Genomic DNA, 23,276 nt, shown 5'->3' on the forward strand with positions numbered 1-23,276 from the left:
TAAATTTAAACAGTGTTTAAATGCGGTTTTATAATGTATTTAGGTTAGCAGTTGTCTTTCAGCTTGCTAACCTGATTTTTATCTGTAATCTATAAAGCCTTCCCCTTCGCAATACCTAATCCAAAACTCACCTATTTTAATCAATCGATGTTATTCACAATGTCTTCGCACGTCGGTGCATTATGAACTCCTACCAAGAAACATATCAATCAACCACAAGGAGATTGCTATGTAACGGTCAATTTATGGAGTAAGTAATGAGTCGCAAATTATATACCGCCCTTTGCTTTAGTCTTTCCAATACGGTTTCACCAGAAGGCCTTTGGCTTCCTATGATTCCTGCTGGAAATTTTTCAGGTATTGATAAGCGTTCTTGGACAAACTCAAACCCTGATGCCGTTGTTGCTGCGTTTCAAAAAAAATTGCCTTTTGATATCGAGCACTCAACACATATCAAAGCACCAAACGGTGACCCTGCGCCTGCTGTCGGTTGGATTGTAGAGTTACAAAACCGTAATGGCGAAGTGTATGGAAAAGTTGAATGGAACAGCGAAGGCCACGAGTTAATTGAAGAAAAGAAATACGCTTATTATTCGCCATCGTTCACTTACGATGAAAATGGAACTGTCATCGAGTTGGCAAGTTCTGGTTTAACTAACAGCCCTAATTTAAATGTACCAGCCTTAAATAGAATAGAGGACGAAGACATGAAGTTTTCTCAAGCAATCGTTGCGGCCCTGTCGCTATCAGCAGAAGCAACAGAAGATCAAGTGTTGACTGCTATCAACTCCCTTAAGTCAGAAAAGCAAGTCGCATTAAACAGTGCGCAGCATCCAGATTTAACCAAGTTTGTTCCAGTTGAAACACATAACGTTGCGCTTAACCGTGCTGAAACCGCCGAAGGTAAATTAAAAGCAGTTGAAGATGCTGAGATTGAAGCATTAGTTGATAGTGCGATTGCCGACGGAAAAGTAGCGCCTGCAAATAAAGATATGTTTGTTGGTATGTGTCGTTCTGAAGGTGGTAAAGAGCAATTCGCCAAGTTCGTAGCTACTGCGTCTGCGGTTGTCTCTGATAAAGAAGACAAAAAACCAAACCTTGCAACTAACAGCAAGTTGGATAAAGAAGAGCTTGCGTTATGCCGCAAGATGAATTTAACCGAAGATGAATTCCTTAAATCAAAGGAAAGCATCGCGGCTTACAATGAACAGAATAAGGACGCGTAATCATGGCGACTGAAGCTCAAATTATTGAAGCACTATTTGTATCTATGAACGCTGCATATGTGAAAGGTGTTTCACGTGCACAGCCTCAATGGGACAAAATCGCAACCGAAGTTCCATCATCGGGTGCATCAAACTTTTACGGTTGGCTAAAAGACTTACCAGAGATTAAAGAATGGGTTGGCGATCGTCAGCTTGCTGATGTGGGTAAACATGGTTATGCCATCACCAACAAAACGTTTGAAAGTTCTATCTCTATCAGTCGTGAAAATGTTGAAGACGACCAAATCGGTCAGTACTCAGTATTAGCAGAGCGTTTTGGTGACCAAGTTACCATGTTCCCTGATAAGTTAGCGTACCCACTATTGGTAGCTGGCTTCACAACATTGTGTTACGACGGCCAAAACTACTTTGATACGGACCACCCATTAGATACTACACCAGCATCGACGTTCTCAAACGTAGTCGGCGACCCATCTACGGATACAGGTTCACCTTGGTTCTTGATTGATAACTCTCAAACGCTAAAGCCGATTGTGTATCAAACCCGTCGTCCATTCGTGTTTAAGAACATGAACCCGACAGAAGAATACACCTGGTTCAACAACAAATTTGCAGCAGGTACAGATGGCCGTTGTGAAGTTGGTTTCTCATTCCCTCAATTAGCGATTGGTTCTAAAGCTGCGCTAACTGAAGCGAACTATGAGCTTGCGGTTAAACAACTTGGTGGCATGAAGCGTGCGGATGGTACACCACTTGGCGTGCGACCAACGACATTGGTGGTTGGTTACGCTAACCGTGCAGCGGCTAAGAAGTTAATCGATCGAATGCTGATTGAAGGTGGCGATACCAATATCTACTACCAGGATGTGGAAGTTGTGGTTTCACCATTCATCGCATAATCAACTCATTATGGCGGTCTCAGTGCCGCCATATTTAAAGGAACAAGGCCATGACAGTTAAAGTTAATCTAAACCCAGATACATGGACTCTTATTTCTTCTGCGGCTGTTGGATACATGGATAACCAATCGGGCAGCGTGGTTAAGTATCGACTTGAAGATTTCGCACCAGATGATGCCGAAATATGGGGGCATCAACTAAAGCTTGAAAAAGGCATCGGGTGGTCACTATCAACGCCGAAAAACATTTACGGAAGAACATCCGGCTCTATCGGTGACGTAATAGTAACGGAAGCCGATAATGTCTGGGGATCTCATGATCTTTTTGTGAATTAAACCCTGATTAATCCCTCTTTATATTGTGTTTAAAAGGAGCTTACTGTGAGTGAAGCATCTAAAAAGAAAACCACAAATAAGTCTAAAACGAAAAAGACAAAGGCTAGTGCAAGCACAAAGCCAGTTCAAGATGGTGATGCCATCAAAACAACGCAAGCCGAACAGAAGCAAACCAAGTCAGAAGTGGCTGCGTTAACGGGTCACTATCAAGTGCCAATCGCGCCAACAAGTGGTTCTGTAGTTGAAAAAGGAAATGGTAAAGATGGTGATTTGGAAACTGGAAATGAAGTGGAAACACAATTGGTCAGCAATTCTGAAAGCAACAATGAGCTTTTTGGGCTTCTTGATCGCAAAACCGATATCGAAGTGCTTGGCGCTATGGAAGTCAGCTCGCGTTCAGACAATGGCTTCTGGCGCAGCGGTGTTCATTTTTCTCGCCTTGAGAAAACAGTGGTTATTGTTGTCAGCGATGATGACATTAAAAACCCTGAGTTATCTCAAAGTGGACTTGGTATTGAAAGCGCGTTTCCTGTGGTGTTTATGGCACCATCACAAGCGAAAAGAGTACACGATGAGCCTCACTTAAATGTTGACGTTCTAGAACTTGAATCCTTGATTGGAGAATAAGCATGGCTATCTACGCAACCAAGCAAGATTTAATAGACCGTGATGAACAAATGCTTTGGAACGTTGCGATTGATAGAGCAACAGACCAATTGAATGACACTGCAATCGAGCAGGCGTTGGAGCAAGCAGACGAAGAGATCGATTCTTTTATCGGTCGTCGATATGTCCTTCCTCTTCCAACCGTGCCAGGCATGTTAAACAAAGTCGCAATGACTATCGCGTTTTACTGGTTATCAGACCGTGACCAACAAGCCACTGAATTAGTAGAAAAACGTTATGAAATGGCATTAACCACATTACGTGAAATTGCGAATGGTAAACGTGAGCTTGGCCTTCCAACGGTAGACACACCAGAAGAAGGAAGCGTAGGTAAAGTAGAGCTTGTTCAAACTAACGAGCGATTATTTACCAGAAACACATTGCGAGGCGTTCTGTAATGGGTATTAGCGTTCAGGTTACTGGAGCAGAAGAGCTTGAGCGCTATCAACGCTTGGTTGATACCTTATCTGATTCGAAACATAAAGATGAATTACTCGATAGCCTTGGTGCCATCGTTGAAAGCCAAACAAGACGACGCATTGCGGATGAAAAAACCGCACCAGATGGTACTGCATGGCAAGCATGGTCAAGCGGTTATGAAAAGACCAGGCATGGTAATCAATCTTTACTGCAAGGAGAAGGCGATTTATTAGATTCAATCCAATACATCGTTGAGAAAAACCAAGTCAGAATTGGTTCACCTCTGCCCTATGCAGGCGTTCATCAAGATGGGTTTTCAGGTCAGGTTCAAGTTGATGCTCACACTAGGCTCATTACTCAAGCGTTTGGTAAAGCGTTAGCATTTCCTGTTTATCAATCCGTTGCAGCATTTAGCCGACAAATGGAAATACCACAACGTCAGTTCTTAGGGCTTAGTAGCGACAACCAAACCGAAGTCTTTGCGGTTATCGGTGACTTTTGGAAGGAAGTAATGGCATGACAACATCAAGACCCAGTTTACAAACGCTTGGTTCTACCGTATGGGCAAGCGAACAAGTGGTTTCTTATCTTAAGACCAAGCTTGAAGGTGGAAAGAACGACGTAGACAAAGTTCAAAGTGTTGAACGTCATATCGGAAAGTTCGATAAACCAGATGAAGTAAAGCGTTGGATGGGAAATCGTGATGGTGGTATTCGTGTTGCGGCTGTTCGTATTCCAAAGATAGAGAACATCGGCTCAGAACTAATCGGAACCATTAACTTTGCAGCCTATGTGTTCATGACCGACATGTGGGGATATTCAAAAGACGTACGTGCTGAAGTCGTCACGGCCAAAGTAGCTCAAGCAATCATGAGCCGAGGATGGCACAAAACCTACAACGCAAAATCAACGGCGTTAGATGTAAGAGCCGATAATTTATATAGCGGAAAAATTGATGAATTAGGTGTATCTATTTGGGTGGTGACATGGACACAAGATTGGCGTCTCGATGTGGAGATTAATCTTGATGATCTAGACCCATTCCTAACGTTTGATTTTAAAGCCCCAATTGCTGATGGTGCACCAGTGCTAGAAGCAGAGATTCAATTACCACAGGATCCACAACCATGATGATTACTGTAAAACCTAAAAAAGAAGACGTTCTTGTTCGTAAGCCTGACGGAACGCACCTAGACAAAAAAGGCGAAAAAGTAAAGCGCACTGCTTTTTGGGTTCGCCGTATTAATGATGGTGATGTTATCCGCGTTGAAGCCGAAGAGCACAAAGCCAAAGAAGCGAAAGCTAAGGCAAGCACTAAAGATAAAGGAGACAAATAATGTCACTAGGTTCTATCCCCAATGATATTCGCGTTCCTCTGGTTTATATCGATATTGATAACAGCCAGGCACTAAGCGGAACGCCAGCGCAAGCACAAAAGATTTTGGTGATTGGTCAGCAATTATCAGGCGCAGCAGCAACGCCGTTAACCCTAGAGCGCATCACTACGAGCGAAAGCCGTTGGGACGAGTTATACGGAAAAGGCTCAATGATGGCTCTTATGCTTAAAAAGCTGCGTAAGGCTAACTTCTCTACCGATGTTTACGCTCTTGGTGTTGCTGATTTAACCGCAGGAACGCAAGCAAAAGCAGAGTTAACTATTACTGCATCCAATGCAAAAGCAGGTGTGATCGCTTTATTAGTGGCTGGTCAATCGGTTCAAGTAGCAGTTAAAGACGATAACACCGCTGCTGAAATTGCTACTGCTGTTATCGCAAAGGTCACTGAGCTAACAAACCTTCCTGTTTCAGCTGCACTAAAATCAGGTGAAACAGAAGTCGTTGAATTTACTTGTAAGCACAAAGGCGTAACGGGTAATGACTTAGATATTCGCTATAACTACTATGATGGTGAAGTGCTTCCTCAAGGTGTCACACTGGTTAAAACGGCATTTACAGGTGGTGCAGGCACACCAGATATGGCGTCCATTGTCGCCGCTATTCCTGATGAATGGTACAACCACGTGGTCAACCCATACAACGACACTCAAAGCATGAACGACTTGCGTGATGAATTAGTCGAGCGTTGGGGTCCACTTAAAATGATTGAAGGTATTGCCTATACCGCTTTTCGTGGCACGTTTGCTGAATCGGGATCTTACGGCCAAGCACGTAATGATTTCTTATTTAGCTGTATGGGAACCAATGCCGCACCTAACCCAACATGGGAATGGGCAGCAAGTTATGCAGGTATTGCCTCATACAACTTAGCGATTGACCCAGCGCGTCCGCTGCAAACGTTAATCTTGCCAAGTTTATTACCACCGCAAAAAGAAGTGGTTTGGGATTTAACCGAGCGCAACCTTCTACTTAAAGATGGCATTGCAACGTATACCGTCACACCGGGTGGACAAGTCGCCATTGAGCGTGAAATCTCAATGTACCGTGAAAACATTTACGGTGACCCAGACCCAAGCTATTTAGATATTACTACGCCTGCAACATTGGGCTACTTACGTTACTCGATGCGTACCATGGTAACCAACCGTTACCCACGCCATAAGTTAGCAAATGATGATGTTCTGCCACAGTTAGATCCTGCTCAACCCGTGGTAACACCAAAGCTAATGCGTTTAGCTATTTTAGACTTAGCTCAGCAATGGGTAACGCAAGGTCTGATTGAAGATTACGATCTCTTTGCGGAAACCTTAGAAGTGTATCGTGATGCGAATGATAAGAACCGCTTGAACTGCGTAGCGCATCCAGACATCGTGAATCAGTTACGAATCTTTGCAGCACTGTTTCAATTTAAACTTTAGGAAGGAATAAATTATGGGAGCGATTCTTGGCGAAGTGGTTGTTCGTGCTAACGGCAAGCAATTCAAAACGAAGAAAGGTTCACAACTTAACCCAGGTGGTTACACGCGAACCTCACATGTTGGCCCTAGTCGTGTATGGGGTCAATCAAAAGAGTACACAGTACCAACCATTACGATGGTGATTGCGGCGGATGAAGATGTCGATGTACTTGAAATTAATGCGATCGAATTTGCTACGTTAACGTGGGAAGGCGATAACGGCGTTGATTACATGATGACAGACGCAGCACCACAAGGACCAGCCACATTGTCCGACTCAGGTGACATCAATGTCGTATTCCAAGGTAATAAAGTGAGTAAAACCTAATGGCATTAATGACGTTTGAACTAAAAGACGGCTTCAAGGTGGGTGATGATATCCACACTGAAGTGGGGTTAAAAGAGCTAAGCAGTGGTGATTTGATTGATGCTCAAATGGCTGCCGAAAAAATCATTATTCATGATGGAACGCCAGTCGCTTATACCTCTGATGTGCTTTATGGATTAGAAATGCTTGTTCGCCAAATTGAATACATCGGTAATGTTCAAGGTCCATTTCAAATCAAAGAGCTTCGTAAGTTATCACCAGGTGACTTGAATGAAATTCAAAAGCAATCAAGCAACCTAGATAAATTATTAATGAAGGAGTTTGAACAGCGGGGGCGATCTAACGGCGCTTCCTGATATTTGCCAAAATCTGCTGCTCGCCATGAGTGGCAGATTTCCAGTAAGTGCCTTATCTCCCCTTCCAATTCGTCGGTTATTGAAGTTGTATTATCAGCTTAAGGAACTTCAGAATGTCCAATAAACTAGTTACCGATATTGTTCTTAATCTCGCGGGTAACCTTTCTCAAAAAGCAAAACAATACGGCGCGAACATGTCGGAGTTCGCAAAGAAAAACGAGCGAGCCATGAGTCTTGTCAAAAAATCATCCGAAGCCGCAGGTCGTGGTATTGACTCATTAGGTAATCGTTATATGGGGCTTGCTAGTACGGTTGTTGCAGGAACGGCGGTTAAGAACGTTGCTGCATTTGATGCACAAATGACTCGTATCGGAACGAATGCGATGTTACGTGCTGAACAAGTCGATATGTTAACCGCTTCCATTCAAGAGATGTCAAATCAAAAAGATATTCGTGTAGCAACAACTGATTTAGCCACAGGGGTTGATGAGCTGTTAGCCAAGACTGGTGATCTAGAGTTTGTAAATGACAACCTTGAAAACATGGGTTTGTTCATGCAAGCGTTCGGGGCCGATGCAAAATCTACCGCAGCTATCTTTGCTCAGTTTCGTGAGAAAGGCGTTAAATCGTCAACCGATGTAATGAACACCATTGATGAATTATACGGTCAGTTTGCCGTTGGTAGCGTTAACGTAAGTGACTTAGCTAACGTATCAGAGCAATTATTCTCTGTGTATCAAGGAAAAGGACCACAAGCCATTTCACAAATGGCAGGGTTGGTTCAACTGTTTGCTAAAACAAAAGGCAGTGCCGATGAATCAGTAACATCTATCGAGGCGGTATTCTCAGCGTTTCAAGATAAAAAGAAAGTCGAGTTTTTAGATCAACAAGGTATCGAAGTGTTCAAGAAAGGAACCAAAGAACTGAGAGAGCCTATTGAATTATTAATGGAGATTTTAGATAAAGCTGAAAATGATCCTATGAAGTTAGGCGATGTGTTTGATGGCACCGCAATTAGCGGATTAACGTCTCTATATTCAGAAGAAAACAAACAGCTATTAATGAAGATGACGTCAGGTACTGCCGAATTAGGCGCAACGCAAAAAGCAGCAGCTACTAACGCCGCCACGTTTAACAGTGCAATGGCATCAATGAATAACACCTTCAATGAAATAGCCAATGACAAGCTTGCTCCACCCATCCAAGACATTGCAGATGCGATAAACAGCGTAGACAGCGAAACCATTGATGATTGGCTTAAGTGGGGTGAAACCGCTGTCATCGCTATTGGTGGCATTATTGCAGCAAAGAAAGGAATGGACTTTGTAAATACCACTCGTGACTTTTTCGGCAAAGGTGGTAAAGGCGGTTCTGGTGCAGGCGGAATGCAAGACTTAGGCGCAATGCCTGTTTATGTTGTGAATATGCCAGGTGGTGGTATGGGTGGCGGTGCTGTTGGTGGTTCAGGTAATGGTCCAACACCAAATCAACCGAGATCTAAAACATCAAGCCTGATTAAATCAGGTGCTGCGAATTTACTTTCTGGTGCGATTCTTTATCAAGCTGGAGAATCAATTGCAACGGGTGTTCAAGAGTTTAGCCCTTTTGATGTACGTCGTAAGAGTAGCGTCGATACTTCACAACTTCCTGAAAACTTCCCTGTATCAGCAGGATTACTTGATGTGTTAGATGATATCAAAGGATTCTTTGGAGGTTCATCATCGACGACTGGTGGTGCAAATATTGGTTTGGATATTAAAGTTTCTGATGATCGTATCCAAGTGACTCAATCTGCAAGTTCTCCAACTATTGCCATAAATCTTGATAATGGTCGAAATTAAAGGAGCTTTAAATGTCGTTTGAAACCCGTTTAATGGCCTCTATTCGTGGCATTGAATTTAAACTTGAAGATGCAGACGGTAACTCTGGCCGTCGTGCAGTTCCTCATGCTTACCCAAAAAGAAACACAGGATGGACAGAAGACAACGGCGCAGTGCTTACCAATCAAACCATTACTGGAATTGTGGTTGGTGATAATTACGTTAAAGAATTAGTCGATATTCTTGCTGCATTAAATAAACCAGGGTCGTGTGAGTTAATCCACCCTTGGTTTGGGGTGCAGCAAGTTCAAGTGGGTAAAGTCAGCCATAAGCTTGTCAATAAAGAAGATGGTATTGCCACTTTTAGCTTTGAAGTGTTTGAAGCAGGGAAAGCATTATTCCCTGTTGCTGGTATTGATACGGTTCATGCAGTAAAAGCAGAATCAGCAGCCAGCCAAGAAGCCAGTAATAAAGAGTTTGAAAAGGAATGGAATAAAGACGCAGAGCAAGGCGCAGGCGATATGATTGATGCGTTCTTGGATGACTTGGAAGAGTTTACGCGAGGACTTCCTTCCCTTCCTTCTGAATTAAGAGAATGGACAGACCGATTAATTCGAGTAAAAGATTCTGTAGGAAAACTGCTTGCTTATCCTGGCGAATTAGCTCGTGAAGTAATGGGGTTATTAGAAGACATTAAAAGCGTGGTTAAGGATCCTATTCGTTCACTCGAAGTTTATGACCAAGTAAAAAACCGTTGGGATGGCGAACGAGCTGAGTTAGCTATTACGGGTGGTTTAACAAAAAACATTGTTACTGATGGCACTAACGCAAGCTCAGTACCAAACAGTGCAAACCCGATTACTCAAGCGAATATCATTCAAAACAGTGAAACTTTTAAAACACTAGTTCTTGAATCCGCTGTGGTATCTAAAGCATCCGCATTAGGCGACTCAATCATTATTCAAGATTTGTCCGCAAAAGTTGAAGTGATTACAGGTTTAACCGGTGCAGACAGTCAAGCCGTCCTTACTGGTCAGCAATTACGAAATATTGGTTATACGATAGCGGATGAATTGGCAGAACGAGCAGCCATTGCGGTTGATGTTGGCAGTTCTTCAGTTTGGCGTCAGTTCAGAGTGCTACGTCAAGCTGTACTTAATGATACAAAAGAGCGTGCAGAGCTGTTGCCTCAACTTAGTATTTATACGCCTATTATAACGAACCCTGTTGCCTTGGTGGCTTGGAGAGAAACAGGCAATACCGAATTAAGACAAAGCATAGTTCGTCGTAATGGAATTAAGAATCCATCATTTATTCAAGCGAATGAGCCTATCGAGGTAATTAATGGATAAGGTGTCTTTGAAAATCAATGGTGCGGTATATTCTGGATGGACTAATGTTCAAATCACAAGAGCGCTTGATGCTATGTCGGGAAGTTTTGAGTTAAGTCTAACTTGGGATTTAAAGAACGCCATTGATAAGCCAATTAATGAAGGCGATAGCTGCGTGGTTGAGTTAGGTACTGACCGAGTGATTACAGGCTTTATTGATGATTGGATCCCAAGCTATGACGAATCTGAAGTCACCATCGCAGTAAGTGGCCGTGATAAAACGGGAGACTTGGTGGATTGCTCTGTGGTTGGTCACTCTCAGTTTCTTAATTTAACCTTATCTCAAATCGCCATCGAAATATGCAAGCCCTTTAATATTAAAGTTGTGGTCGATGCAAATGTGGGTGAAGCGTTTAGTCGCGTTTCTGTAGAGCAAGGTGAAACATGTCACGAGCTGCTTACTCGCTTAGCAAAGCAACGTGGCATTATGCTAACCAGTGATGTTTACGGAAACTTAGTGCTGACTAAAGCAAGCAATGAAGTGCTACCAACTGCGCTTGTGTTAGGTGAAAACATCAAAGCAGCGCGTGGGCGATTCTCTCGACGTGATCGCTTTAGTAAGTTCATCGTTAAAGCGACGGGTTATGGTGGAGGTAATGAGTGGGACAGTACGGCAGTTACTTCAGTTGGTGGTCAAAAAGCTGAAATCACCGATAAACAGATTACTCGATACCGTCCTAAAATCATTATTAATGACGAAATATCAACAGCTGAAGGTGCGAGCAAGCGCGGACAGTGGGAACGTCAACGTAGCATTGGCGAGTCAAATACTTCTGAGATAACCGTAACAGGTTGGAGAATGCAGGAAGGCGGTAAGCTTTGGGAAACCAATAAACTGGTTACGGTTAAAGATCCAATTCAAGGTCTTGATGGTAATTTATTAATTAAGACGATCATGTTTAGTGAAGATGATTCTGGACGATTAACCGTGATAGGTGTTATTCCACGTGAAGCGATGGACATTCCTGTATCAATTGAAAAAGAAACACAAGTAGACGCTGGATGGTCTGGCGCAGTAATTGAACGTTAAGGCTTATTATGAACAATAGAATGATTGAAAAATTGTTGGCACCAATACGCCGTCGTTTAAGTTTAATGGTCGCACGAGGCATTGTAACGTTAGTTAATGATGGCACTAAACGACAAAACATTCAGGTTATCGGCTTTGCAGATGAAGTTGTCGATAATATGGAAAGGTTTCAGAACTACGGCCTAACCTCTGTACCACCAAAAAGCAGTGAAGTCGTTGCGGTGGCGACATCGGGATTGCGTTCTGGATTAGTTGCTGTTTCTGTAGAAGATAAAGAATGCAGACCTAAAAATCTGGAAGAGTTGGCCGTAATGCTTTACCATCTTGAAGGTCACGGCATCACTCTTTCCAAAGACGGTAAAATTCACATATCATCAACTGATGTTATTCTCGAAGCGTCAAACTCATTCACTATTATATCCCCAGAGACGTTAATTCAAGGCCCTCTGCATGTTACTGGCGGCATATCAACTGATTTAGGTATGTTTGCAAATAGTGGAATTACTTCAAATGGGATTATTACTGGTTCTGATTTATCAGCAGGTAACTTTTCTTATCTTGGTCACTATCACAATGCAGGAGGGTCAAATACTTCACCACCGATTGGGTAGATAGCAGATGAGCGCACGCATCGTTTATGACAGCGCAGGTGTAATGATAGAGAGCGGAAGTGTTCAAGATGACTCACTTACCGCTCTTGTTTTTATCTCTATGTTTACCGATGCTAGAGCTGAAGATTCAGATGTATTACCAGATAATTCTAACGACCGTCGCGGTTGGCCTGGCGATACATTTTATGACGAACCATGGGGCTCTCGCCTATGGCTTCTTTACCGCGAAAAACTCACCACTGATGTTCGTAACCGTGCCGTTAAATACACTGAAGACTGTTTGTCTTGGATGCTTGTAGAGAGTGGTGATGGCGTTACTGCAAAATCAATTACAGTAACGGGTTCTATTCCTCAATATCAAGTTCTTGCCTTAACGGTGGTTATCACAAAACCAGATGATAGCGTCATTACACTGACTGTATCTAAACAATGGGATATTCAATATGCCTTATAGTGTTCCTACTCTTAGACAGCTCATTGAAACGGGTTTAATTGATATTGAATCATCGTTAGATGAAGTGCTACCAAAGTTCGGAATTGAGCAAGCGCTTAATGTTTCTGTAAGCGGAAGTGTGCGTGATTTATACGACTACATTACCTTTGTTGTTCGACAAATTATTCCAACTACAGAGTCAGAAGACCAAACGATTATTGATACCGCTCGTTATGAAGGTATTGTTCAAAAATTGGCAACTTATGCGGTTGGTCCTGTCACTTTAACTGGTAATACATCGGTTCCTATTGGCACGAAATTAAGCCATCAAAACGGTCAAGTTTATACGGTTACTTTTGCTAATCCGCCATCAAGTGGAACGGTTGTTGTTACGGTTCAAGCCGATGAAGTTGGTGTTGATGGTAACTTGGTTTCAGGCGAAATATTAACCTTGGTTTCTGCGGTTCCTGGTATTCAAACAAATGGTATTTCAAACGGCATTATTGGTGGTGCAGAAGATGAGTCAATCGCCTCAGTTTTAGACCGATTATTGTTTAGAAAACGTAATCCGCCAATGGGTGGTGCTGTGTACGATTACGTTGCTTGGTGTCGTGAAGTTCCGGGCGTAAGTCGTGCATGGGCTGTAGACTTTTATCAAGGCGGTTCCACCGTTGGTTATGCGTTTGTTTTTGATGAAAGAGAGGATATTTTACCAACCTATTCCGATTATGTAGCGATGAATAGTTACATATTTCGTCATCCTGACCCATCAACAGGATCTAACGTTGGTAGGCCAGCAGGAATTGAAGTAATAGCAATTCAATTAACGTTAAAAACTATCGATATTGATGTAATTATTTCTCCAGATACGCCCGATAATAGAACCGCTGTCGAGCGGAGTATTCGCTCTTTTACACAAACGTTAAGTCCAGGGCAAACTATGTATAAAAACAGTCTTGGAACCGCCATTGGTTCTACGCCTGGTATTGATAATTATACGATCGATTTAGCTGCTGATGTTCCTGCTCAAACTGAGGAATTAAACACAATAGGAGCCATCATATGGGGCACTCTATAGCAGCATGGACAAGTGCGCTTCAACAGCAAATGCCACGTGGTTTAGCTTGGCCTACGGATACGTCAGGAAACCTATATAAATATGTTTCTGGATACGCACCAAGACTGCAAAGAGTAGAAGAGAAAGCCACGGGATTGCTTTCTGAAATGCGACCAGAAACCATGGTTGAATCACTCGAAGAATGGGAAGCATATTTAGGCCTTCCTGAGTGCTTTGTTCAGTATCGAACGTTTGAAGATAGACGTAACGCAGTTATAGAAAAATACCATCGTAAAGGCGGCTTGCAAGCGTGGAACATTGAAGAACTGGCCGCTAAGTTAGGCTTTGATATTTCAGTTGATGAGGTGTATCCACATCATTGTCTACGTGATTGCACTTACCCACTTTATGAAGAGAGTTTAAGGCATGTAATTCAAATTACTGTATATGGAATTACTCAAACTTATTCGACGTGTTTGGATGATGTTTTAACACCAATAGCATCATCAAATAACGCCGCTATTCTTGAATGTACATTGAACAAATTCAAGTTAGCAGGCAAGTACTACAACTTTATTTATCCACAAGAGGACGCATAATGCATTTTCTTCAAAATAATACTCAGGTTGCTGTAAAACCTCCTCTTAAGCCACGAACTGGTACTCCTGGTTTCTTTACTGAAAGTGGAGTAGATAACCGACCTTCGATACCGGGGCAAGATTGGTTTAACGCATGTATTGCTGAATTTCAAGGTGCTCTTGCTGCGAATGGTGTAGCGTTTGACCCTGAAAAGTTTGATCACCTTACTAAACTACTTGCAGGAAACGGTAGTCAGTTCGCCCCATACCGAGCCGATCGCGAATACGCAACAGGCGAAACTTGTACGACGGTAGACGCTACAACGGGTATGTTAAAAATCCATCAAATGTATGATGGACCAAACAAAACTTGCATAGGTAAAGACCCAGACGATCCTCTAAACCGTCGTGAAGGTTGGCCCGACTATCCAAAGCCATTCATTTGGATTGAATACACAGGCAAAGCACCAGGAGAGACGGTTTGGTGGGGTGGCGCAGACTTACCATCATTCGCACTACAAGAAATGAACCAAACAGTAAGCGCAGAGTTCTATTGGCGTTTAGCGCTAGCACGACCTGAACTGGTTTCTGGTGGCGATATCAATTTACTAGACGCATCTGGCCGCTTCGTTCGTGCAGCAGATGGTACAGCGTATATTGCAGGTCAGACGCATGAGGATGGAATTAGAGAAATTTCAGGGTCTATGAATTCTATCGTTAATCAAAACGGCCTTGGTACTGGTTCATTTGAAACGATAGTTAATTCGAGCTTAAACGTACCGAGTGGCTCTAGCTCTTGGAAAGATACAACAACAAACTTCAAAGCTTCTGATTCGACAAATGTAACCACTCAAGTTATGCCTGTTGGGTTAATTGAAAATAAAGGAGTTATAATTTAATGATTTACTTCAAGTACAACAAAGAAACATTAGTTGTTGAACACGGTCTAGTACGAGCAACTCAGCACGCGGTTGGACAATTTTCAATTCCAATAGATGCAATTACCGATGCATCAATAATTAAAACGCATAAAGAAGGTTTTAAAGTTATCGCCGCTGATATTGATGAAAATGGAAAGCCGCACGCAACTGAGTACATTCGTAATTTAATAGGGAAAACCGTATACGCTAAATCAGATTGTAACAAATCAAAATGTATGGATAATCTTGGTGAGCCTGACTTCGAATGGACATTAGACAAACCTAAAACGCGCTTTGATGAATGGTTTGATGGTTTAGGGTGGGTTACTAATACTCAAAATAAATTTCAATCAGAAGTCCTTGATGTTGATTCTAAACGTCGTTATTTGTATTCGACTATTGTAGATCCTCTTCGTGCTGAATCCATTGACGAAGCGTTACAGGGTAATACTGAAAAAGCTAACGAGTTAGACAAGCAGCGTATCGAAGCAAGAAAGAAAATTAAATCTGAAAACCCATTCCCAGAATACCCAACCGACTTATGAACAATAAAGCTAGAGTATTGAGCAGTTTAAGCCGTGCTCATTTCTCTAGCTTTTATTGTTCATACTACGCGCCGCGCTACAATCGCTTTGAGGTTGATAACCATTAATTAAGTAATAAGGTTGATAACGTTCTATAAATCGACGAAAAAAAACGTTCTGCTGAATATATGCATAATTTTGTATGTCAGGCTTTGCGATGCACAACACCATATCAGCACTAGCTAATAATTCGTCATAATGCTCATTAAGCTCATGCACAGCTGGTAGTAAGATAATTTGCCACATATTCTCAAGCTCAGGTTGAATAGGAAATATATCCAACAGACCTTCAGATGTGCTCATCAACTTTTGTTCAAATGTAAGCCTTTCATCTAACGTTAATCCACCATAAGGAATAAATGAAAGAGAATTTGGGCTTATGTATGCTGCATTTTTCCATGATTCACCGTTAAGCCATCTCTTAGCCCAACCATCTTGCACTGACAAATCCATAGCAAAATGAAACCGCATTAAATTTTCAGGACGAACATCAATAATATGGACACTTTCATCATTTAACTTTAATGCTTGGATTAAATTAGCAGCAACAGTTGTCGCTCCGACACCACCACGAATACCCGTTATTATTATTCTTTTCATAGTACGGATTCTTTACTTATCGTTTCACCATTAACTTTATTCTCCAATGTATTAACTACACATTTTGGAGTTTCTGATAATAACTCTAAGGCTCGCCATGCTTTTTTTATTTTCTGATAACGTTCATTTTCTGTTAGCTCATTATATGAACGTTCATTAGTATCAAAGGCTGAAAATAAATCTGTAATATCTTGGCTAAAATGATTAGAGATAACCTATTCCTTACTGGATATTGAATCCAAATTAATTTAACAATTAATTCTATTACATATAGCTATAGATATAACACTCAACATTTGTACCATTTGTGAGAATGGGCGATATATTTGTTTAGTTAACTTTTAAAGATAAATACATACTTAAAAAAAGAATATAAAATAATTCTCTTAATCAAGAATCTTAAATAAAAGAAATATTCTATTGTTCTTTTTTTGTTATAGAAATAATCACCAACAATAGATAAATATAAAAAATACAATGAGTGATCGTCATGCCACAAACTCCAAAAGAGACTGATATAAAAGGGAAAAAATTAAAGTCTAGTATATACATATCTACTTTTAGCAATCGAACTCTGCTAATCAACAATGTTAATAAGTTGATGATAAATGAAAAACAAAATAGCTTTATTTGTTTTTCCACACTGGAATCATTCACGAAATCATTGAATGATAAGTTTATACATTTATTTAAATCCACTTTAAATAAATATTGTGAAAACATATTTTTCGCAAAAAATAAAAGCATTACCTCATTGATATCATTAACTAATGACATTACAAGATTGCAAACTAAAAAACATAGCACCATAACAATTACGATCCCAGACAACATTTTTACAACAAAAAGTGAGTCAGATGTTATATTCTTTATAAAAAAGCTAAACGAATGGTCAATTAAAACCACGTCTACAATAAACTTGTTTGTTTATGGTCGAGATACACACTTAATAAAAAAATCAATTACACAAAATCCTAATCTTTGTGTTGGTTACGCTAATTACCAAAGCATTGATAAAAATACGTATTTAGAGCACGTATATTATTGGGGATTAAATACAGGAATGAATGGAGAAAGCGAAACCTACCATTCACTCCACAACAATAGCGCAACAAATTACAACATAAAACATCCGCATTCATTATCATCATCAGCTAATCTTGACGATGAAGATACTGTTTATATTGCAAAAACCGCCATTGAATACGGTAATAAAATACCCGACACCATGATCTGTGCCTCTACAAATGTTGAACTAGTCAACAGTCTAACTAGCGTGTCAAAGGCTGCTATTGTATTAAGTTGCTCAGAGCAAAATGATGTATCTGAATTAGGTATGCAGGCGTTTCAATTACGTCAACGATATGGACAACAGATCAAAATCATTATTAAAGAGATGAAACCATGCCTACGTTACGCTGATGAAATGTATTTACTGCAAGCAGGCATTAACCTAATTGTTCATTTTGGAACTCGTTTTTCTAGAATGCAAAGCGGTATTGAGATGTTAAAGGGCCAAATATTCACTCGCCCGTTACCGAGCTCTATTGAAGAATTACTAAGCTTTCATGTTGAAACTATCGCCGTTAAGGGCTTTGTTGATTTCAATAGTTTTATCTACTATACCAAAACCTTCTTATCACAATTAGAAACGTCACAAACACAATTTGCGTTAATCAAACTCGAACGTCTTCCAAATATTAAAATCGCGAATTATCTATCAATGTGTAGTATCCAAAGAGAAGGGGATATTATGACCATCACTAATAACTCTATGTACCTGTTTTTACAAGGAGTCCGCATTAATGATCTTGCGACGGCACTACACAATATTTTTAAATTGCCAATTCAAGATATCTTCATTAGTGAAACGAGTTTGACCTCAATAGGTAGAATTGAGCATGAGTTACATCATATTGAACAAAATGGCCTTACTATCGACAATATAACTTTAATCGAAAATAAAGAAAAAGAGCCATTATCAGCAATCCCACAACAAGCATCTCTTGCTGTACATAAACCGTTGGATTTTTAATATTATGAATATTCAAGACTTTATTATTACTGCTGTGTTCAGTGGTCTAATTGGCCTTATTATTGGCTATTTTTTACGTGATATTATTTCATTTTTTTGGCGATTTTACACAACGAAAATCCGCCAACCAAAGCATCTCGTCCAATATCATTTTGAAGATATACAAACGCATTCCTCTCAGCTCGCAAGAAAAGGAAGCTCAAAATAATGAATACACGCTCATCCCAACACACATTGAATGGCCTTGGCTGGTGGAATATTTATTTCATAATAAAAATTGGGCTGTTCTTACAAGGTATCATCGATTTTCATCCAATCGAAAACTTTGCATTAGTAGCATTTTTACTGATCCCAATACGCCATAAAATACTAAATGTAATTCGTCAGTGTCTAGCTATACCCTTTGGATTATGGCTAATGCATTATGATTCATTTTTACCTCCGTTAGATCGTCTATGGAGTCAAATGGGTCAATTATTACAATTCAATCTCAGCTATTTAATTGAATTAGCCTCACGATTTGTCTCGTTAGAAACACTACTTGGTTTATTTGTATTAGTTTTCGCTTATTATTTTTTAAATCAAATATTCCGTATCTCTGTATTTGTTGTCATTACTTTGATCGCGATAAGTCTTCCTTCTGATTTATTCAGTAGCCAACCAAATGCAGTGGCTAACGTTTCTCAACAGCCAGAGATCGCAGAAACTGCGCAAATTTCCGATCATCAAGTGAATGAAACTGGCCCCGTAAATGATGCTGTATTAAATAATGCAAAAGAGCTGTTTTTTAGAAACGAAGCACAACGTAGAGTCAGCTTTCCAACCACATCACCATCGACTGATTTTGATCTTCTTTTCTTAAGCATTTGCTCTGTCGCTTGGGATGATATTGAAATTGCAGGCTTAGAAAGCCATCCTCTATTTAAAGAGTTTGATGTTATGTTTGATAATTTCAGCGCAGCGACCTCTTATAGTGGTCCTGCGGTTATTCGTCTATTAAGAGCCAGTTGTGGACAAGAATCACATCCAGAATTATTCAAAGCTCCAGCATCGAAACAGTGCTTCTTATTTGATAACTTGGCGAAACTTGGATTCCAAGAAAACCTTTTATTAAACCACGATGGTAAATTTGATGACTTCCTTGGTTTATTAAAAGAAGATGGTGATCTAAAAGCACCTTTAATGTCTCAAGCAGGATTAACTCAGTATCAATCTGCATTTGATGGCTCGCCGATTTATCGAGATAAAGATGTATTAAACCGTTGGCTAGATAAGCGTGAAAAATCACAAGATGGACCTACAGTTGCACTGTACAACACCATATCTCTACATGATGGTAACCGTATCATTAAGGCCAGTGGTAAAGTCGGCCTAGTCAGTTACAAACTGCGATTAAAAAATCTATTAGATGATTTATATGACTTCTTCCAAGAACTCAAAGCATCAAATCGTAATATTGTCGTAATGTTAGTTCCCGAACATGGTGCTGGTATGCGTGGAGATAAAATGCAAATTGCAGGTATGCGTGAAATTCCATCAGCAACCATTGTGCATACTCCTGTTGGAATGAAAATTTTCGGCCAAGGTATGACACGAGTGGGTAGTACCGCACATATCTCTGCTCCATCAAGCTACTTAGCGGTATCGACATTAGTAAGCCGTATTATTGAAGAAGACATATACGCAACGAAAACATTTAATACTGCAGAGTTAGTAAAAGACCTACCTACAACAAAAATGGTAGCGCAAAACTCTGGGACTACCGTTATGGAATACAATAAGAAACCTTATGTGTCCCTTGATGGAACCACTTGGTCTGAGTACCCAACAAAATAAACTAACAAAAAAGCCCAAAGTAGTGATTTACGCTTTGGGCTTATCTATTCTTTTCGATAAAACTGAGGATGTACTCTACACCAACAATGCACTATTCACTTTAATGATTAACTTCTTCACTGCTGCTGGCGTATCATTAACCGCTACAAGAGGACGATGAGGTTGCTTAGGGTTAAAGATAATAAACTCTCCTTTACCTAGCGTTACAAATTGCTCATCTTTTACATCATTACTAAAAGCAATGTCTTTATCTTCTAAGTAATCGTCTTCAATCGATATTAATGGATACTCACTGTAGCCAAACGTCTCACTACCTTCTAATAATAGTTGTACATCTAGGTATTTGTGATGAATTTCAGAGCGGCGGTTTTCCTTTAACTCCGTTTTATCATCAACAATAAAATACACCGACTCATCATGAGGCAATGGGTAATTCCCTACCGATGTATTCTGCTCAGTTTGCTCTTTTACATATTGAATAATTTCGATAATCACAGGATGCAAATCTGCTCCTTGAATATCTTCACTCCACTTACCTATAAACACGATGACCTCAAATTAATGCGTTTAATTGAAGTAAAATAGTAGCATGAGTTATTCCTATGAGTAAGTTATAATCAGCATGGTAATTCATTGATGATATTCAAAAAAGGGACTTCATGGCTAAACAAAACCCTATTTACCTTATTCGTGTATATGCAGCCAAAATGCTGATTGAGCATGCTATGAAGCATTATGGGTTAAGTCATTCAGACTTTAATATGCCAAGTGATTTATTTAATTATGAATTAAAACTAATGCCCTTACGTGATTTTGAAGCTTTACTTTGTAAGATAGAAGATTTAACTCAAGACCCAGCTTATACAGCCAAATTATCGCAATCCACTAACTTGAAACAGTTTGGCCCTTTCGTGCAATTAATCGCAAGCTCAACCAATCTTGGTATGGCAATTAAACGAGTTAATACTGTTCATAATGCGATTCAATCTGGGGTTCAAGTAAATATGTTACTTAGTGGCTCAATAGCTAAGTGGCGTTTTTTAAGCCAACAACTCTACCTCAAGCACGCATCCATGAAAGCATTCTTGCTGCCGGGTCTTTTTTACGTTTGCTGAAATTATTTCACGGTGAAGATTACCAACCTATCGCAATTCACTTAACTGGAACACCATCGAGCAATCAGCATGAAGTTGAATCCATTTTCAATTGTCCCATCACATGGAACTGTCCAAACACTCAAGTATGGTTCCCAGTTAAAGACATTACATGTCCAAGACGTTTTGAGCTGCCGACCTCGCAAATCAAAGCCTTTACTGTTGAACAAGCAATGAGTTACATGTTGATTCCACAACCACATGACATTTTAAAAGTCGTATTCGAACTAACCAAATACGCTTTATTTTATGGCTATCCAACTCTTGAATTTGTGGCTGACAAGGTTGGTATGAAACCTCTTACGTTACAGCGTCGCTTACAAGAACAAAGTATTTCTTTTACTAACATTGTTCACCACAGCGTTTGTGATGAGGCCATAACCTTAATGAGCACAAAGTTAACAATGGACGAGATTGCACGCCGTGTAGGTTATAAAAACACAGCCTCTTTCTCTGTTGCATTTAAACGTATGTATGGTGTAACACCACAATTATATCGACAAGACTATATTTAATTAAAATAACTCAAAAACCATCAAACCTGTAAAATCAGGAAGGTTAAAAAGTAAGCAATAAGAGTTCTAATTAGAACTCTACATTAATTACTATCTGGTTTATGAATATTATGATTAAAAAACTTCTGAAATTAAAATTAATTTTATTAGTGCTCACTAGCTTACTGCTCGTCTCTTGTAAAAATGACAATGGCACTAACGAAGATCACTCCAATATTTCCACAATCACTATCACACCAAAAGAAGTGCCGACACAAGGTATCAGTGGTTACGTTCTAAGGCCCGCCCAACAACTAGAACTTATCGCTACGGCTGAAAACAGGGATAACACCACTCATGATATTACAAAATATGTAACATGGCATAGCACTTTCCCTGAAGCGGCCAAAATGAATGGCTCTACAGTTGTGGGAATTGATATTGGCGAAGCAGATATATCAGCACGCTATAATGGCATTGAAAGTAATGACTCAATACACATCAAAGTAGCCTATGGTAAAATTAAAAACCTTCGAATAACCCCTGCAGTAACATCAATATCAAAAATGCTCCCAGTGCAGCTAAATTTAACAAGCGTATTTAGAGATCATACGACAGCCAACATAAGTACTCGTAGATGGTCATCATCAAACGAAGACGTTGCGAGCGTATCAATAACAGGATTAGTTACACCTAAAAAAGTTGGTGAAACAACAATCACAGCAAGAAAAGGGGCAAAAAAAGCAACAGCAAAAATCATCGTTACAGATGCAAAGCTTGAAAAAATTACAATTTTCCCCTTAAAATTTATGGTACCGATCGGAAAAAAGACCCACCTAACGGCGATAGGTACACTTAGTGACCACACAACCTTAAAACTTAATTCATCAGTCACTTGGAAGTCAGAAGACGAGAAAATAGCAACGGTATCGAACCAAGGGGAAATAACCCCAAAAAAAATAGGCAGAATTAATATCACCGCAACCAAAGATGGTATAAGTGGAACATCACAACTTGAAGTGATATCAGCTAAAATAGCAAAAATAATGATAGAGCCCACTGGCAAGATTGAAACTCCACTAGGTCGTGAAATTCAATTAACCACTTCAGGAATATTGACTGACGGAAGAAAAGTACAAAATTTGGCAACACATATTAGACTTCTCCCAACCAATGCTGCAACGATGAGATATGAGATAGGCAAACCAGCAGTTCTAGTTCCTCTTGCCCTCGGAAACGCAACTGTTATCACAAGTTTAGAGGGTGATAAAACCGCTAGCTCAACGATAACTGTAACCCCTGAAGTATTAGAAAGAATTACAATAATACCAGAAGGAAATACGACTTCTATACCAGTTAATAAAACGCTCCAACTAACCGCAAATGGGATTTTCTCAAACTCTAACAAACCGAAAAACATTACGAATGTAGCTTGGGACACAACAAGATACGATATTATATCCCTTAATAATAAAGGTAAAATCATACCATTGAAAGAAGGCTCCGCAGACGTTATCGCTACAAAAGACTCTATTCAGGCTACAGTAACAATAACAATTGAATCGGAAGAATAGCCTCTATTTCTTTCAAAGAAAATCTAGAAATCTAAGTTATATTTTTCATGTAAACAAACGATATTCCAAGAAAGT

General features: G+C 40.1%; 27 protein-coding genes. 25 read left to right on the forward strand and 2 right to left on the reverse strand.

The window, feature by feature from the left end; all coding sequences use genetic code 11:
- Positions 1 to 257: 257 nt before the first annotated feature.
- The 20 genes from AAFX60_019075 to AAFX60_019170 all read left to right on the forward strand — a co-directional run bounded on the left by AAFX60_019075 (position 258) and on the right by AAFX60_019170 (position 15,469).
- Positions 258 to 1,226 carry a phage protease gene (locus AAFX60_019075; GenBank protein ID XDF79261.1) on the forward strand — a complete coding sequence of 323 codons (969 nt, stop codon included), beginning with the start codon at positions 258 to 260 and terminating at the stop codon, positions 1,224 to 1,226.
- A gap of 2 nt (positions 1,227 to 1,228) precedes the next feature.
- The gene (locus AAFX60_019080) at positions 1,229 to 2,125 is read left to right on the forward strand and encodes a Mu-like prophage major head subunit gpT family protein (protein XDF79262.1); all 897 of its coding nucleotides are present in this window, start codon (positions 1,229 to 1,231) and stop codon (positions 2,123 to 2,125) included.
- Positions 2,126 to 2,175: 50 nt separating this feature from the next.
- A complete protein-coding gene (locus AAFX60_019085; protein ID XDF79263.1) occupies positions 2,176 to 2,460 on the forward strand; it encodes a hypothetical protein in 285 nt (94 codons plus the stop codon).
- Between the two features lie 45 nt (positions 2,461 to 2,505).
- Positions 2,506 to 3,087 (forward strand): hypothetical protein, encoded by a 582-nt coding sequence (locus AAFX60_019090; protein ID XDF79264.1) that lies wholly within the window; start codon positions 2,506 to 2,508, stop codon positions 3,085 to 3,087.
- 2 nt (positions 3,088 to 3,089) lie between these two features.
- Positions 3,090 to 3,524 (forward strand): DUF1320 domain-containing protein, encoded by a 435-nt coding sequence (locus AAFX60_019095; GenBank protein ID XDF79265.1) that lies wholly within the window; start codon positions 3,090 to 3,092, stop codon positions 3,522 to 3,524.
- A complete protein-coding gene (locus tag AAFX60_019100) occupies positions 3,524 to 4,066 on the forward strand; it encodes a phage virion morphogenesis protein (GenBank protein XDF79266.1) in 543 nt (180 codons plus the stop codon). The genes AAFX60_019095 and AAFX60_019100 overlap by 1 nt, the downstream gene beginning before the upstream one ends.
- Positions 4,063 to 4,677 carry a hypothetical protein gene (locus tag AAFX60_019105; GenBank protein ID XDF79267.1) on the forward strand — a complete coding sequence of 205 codons (615 nt, stop codon included), beginning with the start codon at positions 4,063 to 4,065 and terminating at the stop codon, positions 4,675 to 4,677. The genes AAFX60_019100 and AAFX60_019105 overlap by 4 nt, the downstream gene beginning before the upstream one ends.
- Complete coding sequence (locus tag AAFX60_019110; protein ID XDF79268.1) at positions 4,674 to 4,883, forward strand: DUF2635 domain-containing protein; 210 nt, start codon at positions 4,674 to 4,676, stop codon at positions 4,881 to 4,883. Before AAFX60_019105 ends, AAFX60_019110 begins: the two co-directional genes overlap by 4 nt.
- Entirely contained in the window at positions 4,883 to 6,361 is a 1,479-nt protein-coding gene (locus AAFX60_019115; protein XDF79269.1) for a phage tail sheath subtilisin-like domain-containing protein, read from the forward strand. Before AAFX60_019110 ends, AAFX60_019115 begins: the two co-directional genes overlap by 1 nt.
- Positions 6,362 to 6,374: 13 nt before the next feature.
- Positions 6,375 to 6,728 carry a phage tail tube protein gene (locus tag AAFX60_019120; GenBank protein XDF79270.1) on the forward strand — a complete coding sequence of 118 codons (354 nt, stop codon included), beginning with the start codon at positions 6,375 to 6,377 and terminating at the stop codon, positions 6,726 to 6,728.
- Positions 6,728 to 7,084 (forward strand): phage tail assembly protein, encoded by a 357-nt coding sequence (locus tag AAFX60_019125; protein ID XDF79271.1) that lies wholly within the window; start codon positions 6,728 to 6,730, stop codon positions 7,082 to 7,084. Before AAFX60_019120 ends, AAFX60_019125 begins: the two co-directional genes overlap by 1 nt.
- A gap of 113 nt (positions 7,085 to 7,197) precedes the next feature.
- A complete protein-coding gene (locus tag AAFX60_019130; protein XDF79272.1) occupies positions 7,198 to 8,925 on the forward strand; it encodes a phage tail tape measure protein in 1,728 nt (575 codons plus the stop codon).
- An 11-nt stretch (positions 8,926 to 8,936) separates the two neighbouring features.
- The gene (locus AAFX60_019135; GenBank protein XDF79273.1) at positions 8,937 to 10,256 is read left to right on the forward strand and encodes a DNA circularization N-terminal domain-containing protein; all 1,320 of its coding nucleotides are present in this window, start codon (positions 8,937 to 8,939) and stop codon (positions 10,254 to 10,256) included.
- Positions 10,249 to 11,325, forward strand: a complete 1,077-nt coding sequence (locus AAFX60_019140; GenBank protein XDF79274.1) for a phage baseplate assembly protein — start codon at positions 10,249 to 10,251, stop codon at positions 11,323 to 11,325. The genes AAFX60_019135 and AAFX60_019140 overlap by 8 nt, the downstream gene beginning before the upstream one ends.
- Positions 11,326 to 11,333: 8 nt before the next feature.
- Positions 11,334 to 11,936, forward strand: coding sequence for a phage baseplate assembly protein V (locus tag AAFX60_019145; protein XDF79275.1), 603 nt, complete (start codon positions 11,334 to 11,336; stop codon positions 11,934 to 11,936).
- 7 nt (positions 11,937 to 11,943) lie between these two features.
- Positions 11,944 to 12,390, forward strand: coding sequence for a phage GP46 family protein (locus tag AAFX60_019150; protein XDF79276.1), 447 nt, complete (start codon positions 11,944 to 11,946; stop codon positions 12,388 to 12,390).
- The gene (locus AAFX60_019155; GenBank protein ID XDF79277.1) at positions 12,380 to 13,447 is read left to right on the forward strand and encodes a baseplate J/gp47 family protein; all 1,068 of its coding nucleotides are present in this window, start codon (positions 12,380 to 12,382) and stop codon (positions 13,445 to 13,447) included. Before AAFX60_019150 ends, AAFX60_019155 begins: the two co-directional genes overlap by 11 nt.
- Complete coding sequence (locus AAFX60_019160; protein ID XDF79278.1) at positions 13,432 to 14,025, forward strand: putative phage tail protein; 594 nt, start codon at positions 13,432 to 13,434, stop codon at positions 14,023 to 14,025. The genes AAFX60_019155 and AAFX60_019160 overlap by 16 nt, the downstream gene beginning before the upstream one ends.
- A complete protein-coding gene (locus AAFX60_019165) occupies positions 14,025 to 14,903 on the forward strand; it encodes a hypothetical protein (GenBank protein XDF79279.1) in 879 nt (292 codons plus the stop codon). The genes AAFX60_019160 and AAFX60_019165 overlap by 1 nt, the downstream gene beginning before the upstream one ends.
- Entirely contained in the window at positions 14,903 to 15,469 is a 567-nt protein-coding gene (locus AAFX60_019170) for a hypothetical protein (protein ID XDF79280.1), read from the forward strand. Before AAFX60_019165 ends, AAFX60_019170 begins: the two co-directional genes overlap by 1 nt.
- A gap of 45 nt (positions 15,470 to 15,514) precedes the next feature.
- Here AAFX60_019170 and bcsQ read toward each other — a convergent pair whose 3' ends face one another.
- Entirely contained in the window at positions 15,515 to 16,108 is a 594-nt protein-coding gene (gene bcsQ / locus AAFX60_019175; GenBank protein ID XDF79281.1) for a cellulose biosynthesis protein BcsQ, read from the reverse strand.
- Positions 16,109 to 16,598: 490 nt separating this feature from the next.
- Between bcsQ and bcsE the strand changes: the two genes are divergently transcribed.
- Positions 16,599 to 18,143, forward strand: a complete 1,545-nt coding sequence (bcsE, locus tag AAFX60_019180) for a cellulose biosynthesis protein BcsE (protein XDF79282.1) — start codon at positions 16,599 to 16,601, stop codon at positions 18,141 to 18,143.
- Between the two features lie 207 nt (positions 18,144 to 18,350).
- The gene (gene bcsG, locus AAFX60_019185) at positions 18,351 to 19,979 is read left to right on the forward strand and encodes a cellulose biosynthesis protein BcsG (GenBank protein XDF79283.1); all 1,629 of its coding nucleotides are present in this window, start codon (positions 18,351 to 18,353) and stop codon (positions 19,977 to 19,979) included.
- A gap of 75 nt (positions 19,980 to 20,054) precedes the next feature.
- Here the strand turns inward: bcsG and AAFX60_019190 are convergent, their stop codons facing one another.
- The gene (locus AAFX60_019190; protein ID XDF79284.1) at positions 20,055 to 20,525 is read right to left on the reverse strand and encodes a YhcH/YjgK/YiaL family protein; all 471 of its coding nucleotides are present in this window, start codon (positions 20,523 to 20,525) and stop codon (positions 20,055 to 20,057) included.
- A 113-nt stretch (positions 20,526 to 20,638) separates the two neighbouring features.
- Between AAFX60_019190 and AAFX60_019195 the strand changes: the two genes are divergently transcribed.
- From AAFX60_019195 to AAFX60_019205, 3 genes are all read left to right on the forward strand, one after another.
- Complete coding sequence (locus AAFX60_019195; protein XDF79285.1) at positions 20,639 to 21,094, forward strand: AraC family transcriptional regulator ligand-binding domain-containing protein; 456 nt, start codon at positions 20,639 to 20,641, stop codon at positions 21,092 to 21,094.
- Positions 21,088 to 21,648, forward strand: a complete 561-nt coding sequence (locus AAFX60_019200) for an AraC family transcriptional regulator (protein XDF79286.1) — start codon at positions 21,088 to 21,090, stop codon at positions 21,646 to 21,648. Before AAFX60_019195 ends, AAFX60_019200 begins: the two co-directional genes overlap by 7 nt.
- Before the next feature lie 110 nt (positions 21,649 to 21,758).
- Entirely contained in the window at positions 21,759 to 23,201 is a 1,443-nt protein-coding gene (locus tag AAFX60_019205; protein XDF79287.1) for an Ig-like domain-containing protein, read from the forward strand.
- Positions 23,202 to 23,276 lie beyond the last annotated feature (75 nt).

Origin of the sequence: Aliivibrio fischeri, assembly GCA_038993745.2 — a bacterium.
GTDB classification, from domain to species: Bacteria; Pseudomonadota; Gammaproteobacteria; order Enterobacterales; family Vibrionaceae; genus Aliivibrio; species Aliivibrio fischeri_B.